Source organism: Pseudomonas sp. P5_152 (assembly GCF_033989915.1).
Taxonomy (GTDB): domain Bacteria; phylum Pseudomonadota; class Gammaproteobacteria; order Pseudomonadales; family Pseudomonadaceae; genus Aquipseudomonas.
The window spans coordinates 1,258,603-1,271,878 of record NZ_JASFAH010000002.1 but is presented as its reverse complement, the minus strand read 5'-3'; the positions used below and the strand labels follow the sequence as shown (position 1 = coordinate 1,271,878).

The window sequence follows — 13,276 nt, the reverse complement described above, 5'->3', positions numbered from 1 at the left end:
GCTATCGCCCTTGCAAACACCATTCATGCAAGGAACCCCTTATGCGATCGCCCGTTATCACAGGCTGGTATCACTCCCCATTCGGTAAGTTCGACCAACTCGATCCCGAGATGATGATGGCCGAGGCCGCCGTTGGCGCATTGGCGCATGCCGACATCGCGCCGCAGCAGATCGACTCCATCCACATTGGCCACTTCAATGCCGGCTTTGTGTATCAGGACTTTCCCTCGTCCCTGTTGGCCAACCACATTGAGGCACTGCGCTTCACGCCTTCGGTTCGGCTGGAGAATGCCTGTGCCACCGGCTCCGCTGCGATCCACTCGGCGCTGCAAGCCGTCCTCAGTGGCCAAAGCCAACACGCACTGGTGGTGGGCTTCGAGAAGATGAATACCCTGCCCACCGCCGAGGTGGGCAAGATCCTGCTCAAGTGCTGCTACGCCAAGGAAGAAGCCGACATCGAGGGCGGCTTTGCCGGGGTGTTCGGCAACATCGCCCACAGCTACTTCGAGCGTTACGGCGACCAGTCCGATGCGCTGGCGATGATTGCGGCCAAGAACCACGCCAACGGCGTGCTCAACCCGTACGCCCACATGCGACGGGATTTCGGTTATGAGTTCTGCCGTCAGCCATCGGAAAAAAACCCGTTCGTGGCCGGGCCACTGAAACGCACTGACTGCTCGTTGATCACTGATGGCGCGGCCGCCCTGGTGATCAGCCGCGAGGACCTGATAGGTGAGCGCCGCCATGCCGTGCGCTTCCGTGCCGCGGTGCAAGTCAACGACTACATGCCGCTGTCCAAACGCGACCCCACCTACTTCGAAGGCGCCGCCCGCGCCTGGCAACAGGCCCTGCAGCGGGCCGAGTTGAGCCTGGCCGACCTGTCGCTGGTCGAGACCCACGACTGCTTCACCATCGCCGAGTTGCTGGAGTACGAAGCCATGGGCCTGGCCGAGCGGGGTCAAGGTGCGCGCGTCATCGCCGAGGGCATCAGCCGCAAGGACGGGCGCCTGCCGATCAACCCCTCGGGCGGCCTCAAGTCCAAGGGCCATCCCATCGGTGCCACCGGCGTGTCGATGCACGTGATGGCGGCCATGCAGCTCTGCGGCCAGGCCGGCGACATGCAGTTGCCCAAGGCCGATCGCGCCGGCGTCTTCAACATGGGCGGCGCGGCTGTGACCAACTACGTGAGCATCCTGGAGCGCGCGCAATGATGGGCATCGACAACGTGATGAATCTGGGGGAAATGCTCAACCAGGTCGCGCGTCGCTATCCGGATGCACCGGGTTTCATTCGTGACGGTCGTGAGCATTCCTGGCAAGAAATTTCCCGGCGGGTCGACAGTGTTGCTGCGGCCTTGCGCGCACGCGGCCTGGGTAAAGGCGACAAGCTGCTGGTGCATTCGCGCAACAACCTGCCGCTGTTCGAAAGTGCCTGGGTCGCGTTCCGCCTTGGCGCCGTGTGGGTGCCGACCAACGTGCGGATCACCCCGGCGGAAGCGGCCTACCTGGGCAGTTCCAGCGGCGCGGTAGCGATGCTGTATGACGAAGGCCTGGAGCATTATGTCGACGCCGTGCGTGCGGCATCGCCGAGCCTGCAACAGGTGATCGCCATCGGTCAGCCGCGTGCCGGCGAACTGGGCTACGAGCAATTGCTGGAGGAGGGCAGCGCGCTGCAGGCCAGCTTCCGTGCGGCCGAAGTGAAGTACCACGACCCGCTGTGGTTCTTCTACACCTCGGGCACCACTGGCCATCCCAAGGCCGGCGTGCTGACCCACGGCCAGATGGCGTTTGTCATCACCAACCATATCGCCGACCTGATGCCGGGCCTGAATCAGCATTCGCGTTCGCTGGTCCTGGCCCCGCTGTCCCACGGCGCGGGCATCCATGCGTTGGTCAACGTCGCTCGGGGCGCTGCCTGCATCCTGCCGGCCAGCGACAAACTGGACTGCGACGAAGCCTGGCGCCTGGTGCAGGAATACCGCGTGGACAACCTGTTCACCGTGCCGACCATCGTCAAGATGCTCACCGAAAGCGAGGCCGTCGACCGCTACGACCACAGCAGCCTGCGCCACCTGATCTACGCGGGCGCGCCGATGTATCGCGCCGACCAGCGCCATGCCCTGGACAAGTTGGGCAAGGTCCTGGTGCAGTACTACGGCCTGGGTGAAGTGACGGGCAACATCACCGTGCTGCCTGCCGATTGTCACGACAACGAGGACTCGCCGAATGCCAAGGTCGGGAGCTGCGGTTACCCGCGCACCGGCATGCAAGTAGCGATTCTCGATGACGCCGGCAACGAACTGGACACGGGAGTCGACGGTGAAATCTGCGTGCGCGGACCGGCGGTGTTCAGCGGCTACTACAACAACCCCCAGGCCAACGAGAGCTGTTTCAAGTTCGGCTGGTTCCACACCGGCGACCTCGGTCATGTGGATGAACACGGCTATCTGTTCATCACCGGGCGGGCTTCGGATATGTACATTTCCGGTGGTTCCAACGTGTACCCGCGGGAGATCGAAGAGGCCCTGCTCAGCCATCCGGCGGTGACCGAAGCTGCCGTACTGGGCATGCCCGACGTGAAGTGGGGCGAGTCCGGCTATGCCGTGATCGTCACCACCGGCGAGGTCAGCGACGAACAACTGCTGGCCCATCTGGAGCCGCGAATCGCCCGCTATAAATGGCCCAAACGTTTTGTCCGCTGGGAGGAAATGCCCAAGTCGGGCTACGGCAAGATCGTCAAGAAGCAGATCCGCGCGTTGCTCGAAGAACGCCAGGAGGTGGCCTGATGACGCCGCATTTCGCTGAGCGTGCCGGAGTACGCACGTTTATTCACGAGGGGCCGTCCCTGGCACCGCGACTGCTGGACCTGGAAGTACCGTGCTGCGAAGAGCTGCGCATCGTCCTGCCCCTGGCGAGCAACGTCGCGGCAGGCGTGCTCAAGGCGCTTGAAGGTCGGCGTTACGGCAGCGCCGTGGGGCGCATCTTGTGTGGCGGTGCCGCACACCTGAGCTATCACCGGATGATCGTCACCGACCAGCCCGAGCGTCCGTATGACTACGGCCAGCCGGTGGTCCTGGACGGCTACATCACCTTTATCAGCGGCGCCATCACCGTGGGGCGCGACGCCCGGGGCGCGCCGTTGTTGCATTGCCATGCCGGTTTCCTGGACCGCGATGGCGAGCAGCACGGCGGGCATCTGGTGCTGGACAAACTGATTGTCGGCAGCGAGCCACTGACGATTCGCCTGTGCCTGTTCGACCAGGTTGCCTACCAGGTACAGCCTGACGCAGAAACCCATTTCAACCTGCTGCATCCTGTCCGCAAGGAGCTGTCATGAGCGTTGCCGTAACCGAAGAATCGCTGGTCCAGGACGGCCGCCTGGGCCGTCTGGTGATCGCCCGCCTCAAGCCCAACGAAGACCTTATCGACAGCGCCGAGGCCCTGTGCAAGGAGCACGGCATTGATTTGGCGGTGGTTCGCGGTGGCTTGGGCAGTCTGATTGACGGGCAACTCAGCTACCTGGGTCGCGAGGGCATGATCCAGATCCATGTTCCAGGCCCAGGGGTGGAAATCCTTAGCGTCAGCGGCGAAATCCTCAGCGGTGCAAGTCGCCTGCAGGCGGTGGTTGCCGATGCCGATGGCAAGCTGTACGCCGGCCGCCTGGAACGCGGCAAAAACCTCACCTTCATCACGGTCGAGCTGACGCTGCAAGAGTGGCTGCCCGACTGACGCTTTCACCCGCCATAGCCATAACAAGAAAGTCGAAGCCAGGTGCCGCGGGCTCTTTCATGCCCCGCGCCCCGGATTGTCGACCGCACCCATTAGGAGAAACAAAAATGACAATAAATCCTTTCGTTCGCCTGTCTTTGCTCGCCACCAGCGGGGCGCTCCTGTCACCCCTGGCCCACGCTGACTTCATCAAGGACGGCAAGGCCACCCTGGGGTTTCGCAACTACTACTTCAACAACGACTACCGTGATCGCGCCGGTCCCGCCGGGCAAAGCAAGACCGCCGAATGGGCGCAGGGCTTCTTTCTCGATTACAAGTCCGGCTTCACCGACGGCACCGTCGGCTTTGGTGTCGACGCGCTGGGTTTGCAGGGGGTGCGCCTGGATGGCGGTAAAGGCAATCACCGTGGCAGCTCGATGATTCCGGATGAGAGCGATGGCAGCGCCGTGGACGATTGGAGCCGACTGGGCCTGACCGGCAAGGTGCGTTTTTCCCAGACCGAGGCCCGCTACGGGACCCTGCAGCCGAAGTTGCCGATCCTGGTGGCGAACGATGGTCGCGTGCTGCCGCAAACCTTCGAGGGCGGTATGATCACCTCCAAGGAAGTGGACAACCTGACCCTGCTCGGTGGTCGCCTGGAACACGCGACCGGCCGCGGTTCGACCAACAGTTCGGGGCTCGCGGTTGCCGGTGGCACCCAGCAAAGCAATGAGTTCCTGTTTGCCGGCGCCGACTACAAGCTGAGCAAACAACTGACCCTGCAATACTACGCAGCCCAGTTGGAAGACTACTACGTGCAGCATTTCGGCGGCCTGGTGCATGTGCTGCCTTTGGGTGAAGGCCAGTCGCTGACCACCGACCTGCGTTACTTCAAGACCGACGCCGATGGCCGCAACGACACTGCCTCGGGTCGGGCTGCCGGGTACCGGGTCAGTGGCCTGGGGGACACCCCTGGCAAAATCGACAACGACACCTGGAGCGCGATGTTCACCTACGCCCTGGGTGGTAACTCCTTCCTGCTCGGTTACCAGAACGTCTCCGACAGCGGCAATTTTGTCCAGGCCAACCAGGGCAATACCAACGAAGGTGCGGCCGGCAGCAGCATCTACCTGTTCACCGACCGCCTGATCACCAGCTTCACCCGGGCCGGCGAGCGCACGGCTTTCGGTCAATACGGCTACAACTTCGCCTCCTTGGGTGTGCCAGGGCTGGTGGCGTCGGTCACCTACCTCAAGGGCACCCATATCCGCATGGCGAGCGGGTCCGACGAGAAAGAGTGGGAGCGTGACCTGGCGCTGGATTACGTGGTGCAGAGCGGCACCTTCAAGGGCGTCGGGTTCAGCTGGCGTAACGGCACGATGCGCAGCGGTGTGCCCAGCGAGTATTCCCAGGACCAGAACCGCGTGTCGGTCAATTACACCCTGGCGTTGTTCTGATCCCGTGGGGGTCGCTTGAACAGGGCCCCTTGTCCGTTGGCGGCAGGGTTGGCGGCCCTGCAGATGCATAGGTATCTACACAACTGTAGCGGCCTGTGGGGTGTTGGATTAGGCGGAGTACATATCCATTTCTTCGGTAACGGCCTCCTATGGTTCCGCCTGACGGCGGCTCACTTTTGAACAGCGCAAAAGTAAGCAAAACGCTCTTGCCCCACCACTCGGCACCTCGCTTAGGCTCGGTGTGCCCTCACTCCGGCTTGAATCCGTGGGCCGCCGCCACGCGCCATCCCTGGCGCGGGGCGGCTAACCCGGCGTCCTGCCGGGTTACCCACGGCTTCAAGCCTGCGTTCGGCCAGCGTGGTTAACGGGGCGCCCAGGATCAAGAGCCAGAGCCAGAGCCAAAGCGAAAGCAAAAGCCAGATCAAAAGATGGCTGACTTCGTCAGCGTCTTAGGAAGTAGAAGCTACACCGCGCATGCCCCAACGATCAGGTCGGCTTTTAGGCCGCCTCGCTTTGCTTTTTGATCCTGGGCGCCCCGTTAACCACGCTGGCCGTACTTCGATATTGATTTGGGGGGTAAACCGGCAGGACGCCGGTTTAGCCGCACTGGGCCAGGGAGGGCCCATTGCGGCGGCCCCCCAAATCAATGTCGGAGTACGGGCATGCCGAGCCTGAGCGAGGCACCGAGTGGTGGGGTATGAGCGTTTTGCTTACTTTTGCGCTGTTCAAAAGTGAGCCGCCGTCAGGCGGAACCCATATCAGCCGTTACCGCAAGAATGGATATGTACTCCGCCTAATCCAACACCCCAGAGGCCGCCACGCGAGCAAGCGCCCTCGCCACAGGCCGCTACAACGTTGTGTAGATTCCTATGCTGCAGATGTGCAGGACAGGTGTCACTTGCCATGCCGGATACAGCGACAGTTGCCGGAGACACCTGTTACATCCACCGTCGCGCCAGATGCCCTGCAAGAAATAAATGCATTCCTGCAGGCGCTGTTTTTCCTTGTGAAAACAGCTGGTTGAGTAGCAGCCTGGGTTGCCGCCAGGAGGACTGCGCCATTCGTGGCACCCCAATTGCTATAGCTTGCTTAGCCAGTCGCCGGCATAACGGCCATTGATCCATAAAAACAATAAAGTCAGGAGAACCAAATGAGCGACTTTTCGCGCCGCAACTTTCTCAAAACGGCCACCCTTGCTTCTGCCGCCGTTGCCGCCGCCGGGCTCGGTCTGTACAGCGGCAAGAGCCAGGCTGCCGAGTTCAAGCTGAAGTTTGCCAACAACATGCCCATCAGCCACTCCATGAATGTGCGGGCGCGGGAAATGGCCAAGGCGATTCGTGAAGAAACCAACGGCGCGGTGCAGATCCAGATCTTCCCCAGCAGCCAGTTGGGCAGCGACACCGATACCCTGGCCCAAGTGCGCTCGGGTGCCGTCGACATGTTTGCCCTGTCGCCGGTGATCCTGGGCACGATGGTGCCTTCAGTGCAGATCAGCGCCGTCGGGTTCGCCTTCAAGGATTATGAGCAAGTATGGAGTGCGATGGACGATGACCTCGGCGCTCATGTGCGGGCCGAGATCGCCAAGACCGAGACCCTGTTTGCGTTCGACAAAATCTGGGATAACGGTTTTCGGGTGACCACCACCAGTACCCGCCCGATTGCCACCCCCGACGACCTCAAGGGCATGAAGCTGCGCGTGCCGCCGAGCCCCATCATCATGTCGATCTTCCGCGCCTTTGAAGCGGCGCCGACCAGCATCAACTTTTCCGAAGTGTACTCGGCACTGCAGACCCGCATCGTCGAGGGCCAGGAAAACCCGCTGACCCTGGTGGCCTCGGCGAAACTCTACGAAGTGCAGAAGTACTGCTCCCTGACCAACCATGTCTGGGATGGCTTCTGGATGCTGGGTAACAGCGCCTCCTTCAAGCGCTTGCCCGCGGACGTGCAGGCCGTGGTCAGCAAACACATCAATACCGCCGTGCTCGCGCAGCGCGATGACCTGGCCAAGCTGCAGGGCACTATCCGCGATACGCTCAAGCAGCAAGGCCTGGAGTTGGTGGCGGCGCCACCGGAACCGTTCCGCGAGCGCCTGCAAAGCGCCAATTATTATGGCGACTGGCACGACAAGTTCGGCGACGCCGCCTGGTCCATCCTCGAGAAATATGCCGGGAAACTGGCATGATGGTCGCGCCAGCGGCAGTGGCCCCCACGTCTACCATGCGCCTGCCGGCCCGGGCGCTTGTCTGTCTGAATACATGGACCATGCGGGCAGTCGGGTTGATCACCGTCGCGTTGATGGTGATCGAAACCTGCGTGCTGCTGGCGGGAGTGATTTACCGCTACCTGCTCCACAGTCCGCTGATCTGGTCCGATGAGCTGGCGTCTTCGCTGTTTATCTGGATGGCCATGTTTGGTGCGGTGCTGGCGCTGGACCGCGGCGAACATATGCGCATGTCGGCGCTGGTGAACAAGCTGCCGCAAGCCTGGCGCGGCTTCTGCGAGACGCTGTCGGCGCTGGTGGTGTGCCTGTTCGTGGTGATGATCATCGCCCCGGCCATGCAGCACTCCCATGAGCAGATGTCGATCACCACCCCGGCGCTGGGCATTCCCGATGGCCTGCGCGCAGCGGCCTTGCCGGTCGGTGCGGTGTTGATGCTGCTGGCTGCCGTGTCGCGCATGGCGCGGTTTTCCACGGTGCGCCAGTTCATGGCCGGGATTGCCGTGGTGGCGCTCGTGGCCTCGGTGTTGTGGATCAGCCAGCCGTTGCTGGTGGACCTGGGCAACTACAACCTGATTATCTTTTTCCTGGTGCTGCTGGGGGCCTGTGTCTTCGGCGGGATTCCCATCGCGTTCGCCTTCGGCACCGCGACCATGGCCTACCTGGCGCTGGCCACCCATGCCCCGTTGTCGATTGTGGTCAGTCGCATGGACGAAGGCATGTCGCACATGGTGCTGCTGGCGGTGCCACTGTTCGTGATGCTGGGCGTGTTGCTGCAACTGTCCGGCATGGCGCGCACGCTGATCGACTTCATGGCCTCGTTGCTCGGTCATGTGCGCGGTGGCCTGCAGTATGTGTTGCTGGGGGCGATGTTCCTGGTCTCGGGGATTTCCGGTTCCAAGGTCGCCGACATGGCGGCCGTGGCACCGGCCCTGTTTCCTGAAATGAAAAAACGCGGTTCCGAGCCCGAAGAACTGGCCGCGCTGCTGGCGGCGACCGGGGCGATGACCGAGACCATTCCGCCAAGCCTGGTGTTGATCACCATCGGCGCGGTGTGCAGCGTCTCGATTACCGCGCTGTTCATCGGTGGGCTGATGCCGGCGGTGGTGGCCACCGTGGTGATCGCGCTGGTGTGCTGGTGGCGTTCACGCAAGGAAGCCATGCCCAATGTCCAGCGTGCGCCGCTGTCGGTGGTCGCGCGCACGTTCATGATCGCCGTGCCGGCGCTGGCCCTGCCGGTGCTGATCCGCGTGGCAGTGCTGGAAGGCGCGGCCACCGCGACCGAGGTCTCCACCATCGGTGTGGCGTATGTGGTGATGGTCGGGCTGGTGATGCACCTGTTCATGCGCCACATCGAGTTCAAGAAGGTCTACCCGATGATGCTCGAAGCGGCGGCACTCTCCGGCGCCATCCTGCTGATCATCGGCATGGCATCGGCCATGGCCTGGGCACTGACCCAGTCGGGCTTCTCGGCATCGCTGGTGGACCTGATCAGTGAAATCCCGGGCGGAGCCATCGGCTTCATGATCGTCACCATCGTCACTTTCGTGATCCTGGGCAGCGTGCTCGAAGGCATCCCGGCGATCGTGCTGTTCGGGCCACTGATGTTCCCGCTGGCCGAGATGCTTTCGATTCACCCGGTGCATTACGCCATGGTGGTGATCCTGGCCATGGGTATCGGTCTGTTCGCACCACCCCTGGGGGTTGGTTTCTACGCCGCCTGCGCGATCAGCAAGGTTTCCTCCGACCTGGTCATCCGGCGTGTCTGGGGCTACCTCGCGGCATTGATCCTGGCGTTGATTATCGTCGCCTGTTTCCCATGGATTTCCATCGGTTTCCTTTAAGAGAGCACTTGTCATGAGCCAATCAGCCAAACAACAACTGCCAGGCGCCGCGGAGCTTGGGCGCGTGGCCCTGGTGACCGGGGCCGCCATGGGGATCGGTGCCGCCATCGCCGAACGCCTGGGGCACGACGGGCATACCGTGGTGGTCGCCGACATCAACCTGGCGGCGGCACAAGAAATGGTCGCCGGACTGGATGCCCAAGGCATAACGGCGATGGCCCTGGTCATCGACGTCGGTGACGCGCAGTCCATAGCCGCGGCATTTGCCTTGCTGCAAGAGCGCTTCGGGCGCTGTGATGTGCTGGTCAACAATGCCGGGGTGGCCAAGACTCAGGCGTTCCTGGAGTGCGACCTCAGCGACTGGCAGCGGGTCCTGAACATTAACCTGACCGGTTCGCTGCTCTGCGGCCAACACGCGGCGCGGCTGATGCAGGCCAATGGCTGGGGGCGGATCATCAACGTCGCCTCGATCAGCGGTCTGCGCGCCAGCTTGGGTCGCACGGCCTACGGCACGTCCAAGGCCGCGCTCATCGGGCTGACCCGGCAGATGGCCGTCGAGCTTGCCGAGTACGGGATTACCGTCAACGGCATTGCCCCTGGCCCGGTGGATACCCCGCTGACGCAGAGGCTGCACTCGGCCGCGACGCGCGATTCCTATGCCCGCGCCGTACCGATGCGCCGCTATGGCACTCCGGCGGAAATGGCTGGGGCGGTGGCCTTCCTGGCATCCGATGATTCGTCGTACATCAGCGGCCATGTGATTCCGGTGGACGGCGGTTTCATGGCATCGGGCATTCTGGAGATCTGAAGGGGCGCGGTGGACAGGAGCGCGCCTGGGTCCTTATGCTGCCGGGTTCATACAAAAACAAACAAAAAATTATGAACCCCAACGCTCCAACCTCTGTGCTGTGGCACTGGCTCGCGCGTCCGCGGCGCAGTCTGGTGGCGCGCTACACCCTGCTTTCCGTGGTGGTCATGAGCATCGCCCTGATTGCCCTGGCGATTTTCTACGAGCAACTGGCCAAGGATTTGCTCAACCGCTTGACCGGTGAGCGGCTCGATGCCCAGGCGCTGTCCACGGCCAACCGTCTGTCATCGTTTCTCGATGACCGCTTCTACCAGCTGTCGGCGTTGTCCAACCACCCGAACATGCCGGACTTCATCACCGACCAGTCGCGTCCCAGCAGCGATGTCGATTCACTGCTCAAGCTCGAGGGTGACCTGCCGTTCCTGTACGGCGTGCTGTTCTTCGATGAGCACGAGCAGTTGCTCAATGTGCTGCCCGGCCAAGCGGCCTCGGGTGAACCCTACTGGACCAATTCGCAGTGGTCGGTCGCCGGCTTGCCGAGCACCCGCGTCGGTGATGTCGAGGTGATCGGGCCGTTGCTGCCCAAGGCCGGGCGTTCCGGTGGATTTTTGATTCGCAAGCTGATTCGCAGCGGACGCACCGATCATGGGGCGAGTATCGCCTTGCACCTGCGCCTGGCGTCGTTGACCGAACTGCTGGTCAGCGCCGGTATGAGTGGAGTGGTCGCACCGTTGTTGCGGGTGCCGGGCGGGGTGTTCATCGATCCCACCGGGCGCGTGGTTCCGGCTCCCACGCAGTGGCGCGAGGGGCCGCAGATACTGCCGGGTTGGCAACTGGTATTCAGCGTCCAGCCGGGGGCGATCCTCGAACCCTTGAACGATGCTCGCCAGTGGTTGTACTGGGTGGCCGCAAGTTTCATCGGGTTTATCCTCATCGTGTTTTTCACCCTGTCGCGGCAACTGCGCGCACGGGTCAGTACCCTGTTGCAAGGGGCTCACCAACTGTCGATGGGCGACCTCGGTTATCGCCTGGCGGAGCAGCCGCACAACGACGAAATCGGGCATGTCGCCAGGGCCTTCAATGTGATGGCCGAGCGTTTGGCGGCTGTGATGGAAAACACCGTGCGCAGTGAAAACCTGGCGGTGTTGGGTACGTTCGCCACCGGCGTTGCCCATGAGGTGCGTAACCCCCTGGCAACCATGAAGACCACCGTGCAAGCGCTGCTGCGGCGTGAACAGGAGCCGGAGCGGCGGATGCTGTTGAGCGATCTCGGTCAGGAAATCGATCGGCTGTCCCACGTCACCAGCGACCTCCTGGAGTACGGCCGGCCACACCCGGCCCAGCCCCAGGCAGTGGACGTGGCGCAGTTGTTCGAGCGCATCGCACGGCAGGTAGCGGCGGATAGCCAGGCGCACAATATCGAGCTGCGCTGTTGGACCGAACCCGGGTTGCAGCTGTACGTCGACCCGGAGCAAGCCCAGCAAGTGCTGCTCAATCTGTGCCTGAACGCGGTACAGGCCAGTCCCGATGACCAGGTGGTGCACCTGCGCGGCGAAGCCTCGGGCGAGCGCGTTTGCATCAGCGTGCTGGACCGTGGTTGCGGGATATCCGAGGCCGACCTGCAACAGATTCGCCAACCCTTTTTCACCTCCAAAGCCCGGGGCACCGGGCTGGGCTTGAGCATTTGCCAACAACTGCTGGAGGCCAACGCCGCCCGCATGGAAATCGTCAGTACGCTGGGGGAGGGCACGCAGGTCACGCTTGATTTCCCTGGCCTCAGTGCACGCGCTAAGTGAGCCGTTGATGTCTGAAATTCACGTTTTGATCGTTGATGATGAAGAGGCGCTGGTGCGCTCTCTGAGCTATGCCTTGCGTGCGGAGGGCATGCGCATCAGCACGGCCGGCAGTGGCGAGGCGGCGCTGGAGCGGGTCAAGGGCGGGCCCGCCGACATCGATATGGTCCTGCTCGACCTCGGCCTGCCGGGCATCGATGGCCTGGCCACGCTCGACGGCCTGCGCGCGCTGCAGCCCGGGTTGCCGGTGATCATGATCTCTGCGCACGGCGATACGCGTGCGGCGGTGCAGGCGGTGAAAGGCGGGGCGACCGACTACCTGACCAAACCCTTCGAACTGGATGACCTGTTGGCGACCATCGCCAGCACCCTGGCCACACCCGGGCCCGTGGCCGAGTCGGATGGCAAGCAGATGGACGCCGGCCTGCACGGCCAGAGCCCGGCGATGTGCACCCTGAGTGCGGCGGTGCAGCGCATCGCCCGCAGTTCGGCGACGCGCATCCTGCTGTTGGGCGAGTCCGGTACAGGCAAGACATTGGTGGCGCAGGCGCTGCATGCCCATAGCTCGCGGGTGGCCCACGCCTTTATCGAGGTCAACTGCGCCGCCTTGCCGGAGCAGTTGATCGAGGCCGAGCTGTTTGGCTCGGAGAAGGGCGCCTACACCGGTGCCCATCAAAAGCGTGTGGGGCTGGTCAGCCAGGCCGATGGCGGGACGCTGTTTCTCGATGAAATCGGCGAGTTGCCCCTGGCGTTGCAAGCCAAGCTCCTGCACTTCCTGGAGAACGGCAGTTACCGTGCGGTGGGGGCCAATCGCGCCAGCAACGCCGACGTACGGGTGGTGGCGGCGACCAATCGCGACCTGGCGGAAGATGTGCGCCTGGGGCGGTTTCGCGAGGACCTGTTTTATCGGCTGAACGTGATCACCGTGGACATCCCGGCCCTGCGCGAGCGCGGCGATGATGTGCTGCTGCTGGCCGAGTATTTTGCCCGACGCCAGGCCCTGGAGGAGGGCGTCGAGGCGATCCGGTTCGAGGCAGATTGTCTGGCGGCGCTGCGTGCCCATCGCTGGCCGGGCAATGTTCGCGAGCTGAAGAACCTCATCGAGCGCCTGACCATCCTGTCCCCGGGCCGGGCGATCAGCGCGGCGTTGTTGCCGGCACCGATGCACGGCCCCGAACTGGCGAGCGAGGCCCAGGCGCTGGGCGATCAGCTGGAGCGCGCCGAGCGCGAGCTGGTGACCGATGCCCTCAGCCGGACCGCCGGGCACAAGGGCCTGGCCGCGCACCTGCTGGGGATCTCCCGGCATGCGCTCAAGCGTCGCTTGCAACGCCTGGGCATCGAGCGCTAACCGCTCAACCTTGCGCGGGGGATGAGCGCTAACCGCTCAACATCCCCGCCACCACCACACCCACAAGGGTTTGGCTGGTTCGCTTTGCCCATCCTTGAGAC

At 63.2% G+C, this 13,276-nt stretch carries 10 protein-coding genes; all 10 read left to right on the top strand.

From position 1 onward, the window contains the following. Nucleotides 1-41 precede the first annotated feature (41 nt). The 10 genes from QMK50_RS05485 to QMK50_RS05440 all read left to right on the top strand — a co-directional run bounded on the left by QMK50_RS05485 (nucleotide 42) and on the right by QMK50_RS05440 (nucleotide 13,175). Nucleotides 42-1,211, top strand: coding sequence for an acetyl-CoA acetyltransferase (locus QMK50_RS05485; protein WP_095165566.1), 1,170 nt, complete (start codon nucleotides 42-44; stop codon nucleotides 1,209-1,211). Beyond that, complete coding sequence (locus tag QMK50_RS05480) at nucleotides 1,208-2,785, top strand: acyl-CoA synthetase (RefSeq protein WP_320332716.1); 1,578 nt, start codon at nucleotides 1,208-1,210, stop codon at nucleotides 2,783-2,785. The genes QMK50_RS05485 and QMK50_RS05480 overlap by 4 nt, the downstream gene beginning before the upstream one ends. Beyond that, the gene (locus QMK50_RS05475; protein ID WP_095165562.1) at nucleotides 2,785-3,336 is read left to right on the top strand and encodes a hypothetical protein; all 552 of its coding nucleotides are present in this window, start codon (nucleotides 2,785-2,787) and stop codon (nucleotides 3,334-3,336) included. Before QMK50_RS05480 ends, QMK50_RS05475 begins: the two co-directional genes overlap by 1 nt. Next, on the top strand, nucleotides 3,333-3,728 hold the full coding sequence (locus QMK50_RS05470) for a PPC domain-containing DNA-binding protein (RefSeq protein WP_159997157.1): 396 nt from the start codon (nucleotides 3,333-3,335) through the stop codon (nucleotides 3,726-3,728). Before QMK50_RS05475 ends, QMK50_RS05470 begins: the two co-directional genes overlap by 4 nt. A gap of 107 nt (nucleotides 3,729-3,835) precedes the next feature. Beyond that, nucleotides 3,836-5,164 (top strand): OprD family porin, encoded by a 1,329-nt coding sequence (locus QMK50_RS05465; RefSeq protein WP_320332715.1) that lies wholly within the window; start codon nucleotides 3,836-3,838, stop codon nucleotides 5,162-5,164. A gap of 1,150 nt (nucleotides 5,165-6,314) precedes the next feature. Continuing rightward, a complete protein-coding gene (locus QMK50_RS05460) occupies nucleotides 6,315-7,346 on the top strand; it encodes a TRAP transporter substrate-binding protein (protein WP_320332714.1) in 1,032 nt (343 codons plus the stop codon). Nucleotides 7,347-7,426: 80 nt separating this feature from the next. Further along, the gene (locus tag QMK50_RS05455) at nucleotides 7,427-9,226 is read left to right on the top strand and encodes a TRAP transporter large permease subunit (protein ID WP_320332713.1); all 1,800 of its coding nucleotides are present in this window, start codon (nucleotides 7,427-7,429) and stop codon (nucleotides 9,224-9,226) included. 13 nt (nucleotides 9,227-9,239) lie between these two features. Further along, the gene (locus QMK50_RS05450; protein WP_320332712.1) at nucleotides 9,240-10,034 is read left to right on the top strand and encodes an SDR family NAD(P)-dependent oxidoreductase; all 795 of its coding nucleotides are present in this window, start codon (nucleotides 9,240-9,242) and stop codon (nucleotides 10,032-10,034) included. Nucleotides 10,035-10,105: 71 nt separating this feature from the next. After that, a complete protein-coding gene (locus QMK50_RS05445; protein WP_095165652.1) occupies nucleotides 10,106-11,830 on the top strand; it encodes a sensor histidine kinase in 1,725 nt (574 codons plus the stop codon). Between the two features lie 7 nt (nucleotides 11,831-11,837). Next, nucleotides 11,838-13,175, top strand: a complete 1,338-nt coding sequence (locus QMK50_RS05440) for a sigma-54 dependent transcriptional regulator (protein ID WP_320332711.1) — start codon at nucleotides 11,838-11,840, stop codon at nucleotides 13,173-13,175. The last annotated feature ends 101 nt before the right edge of the window (nucleotides 13,176-13,276 follow it).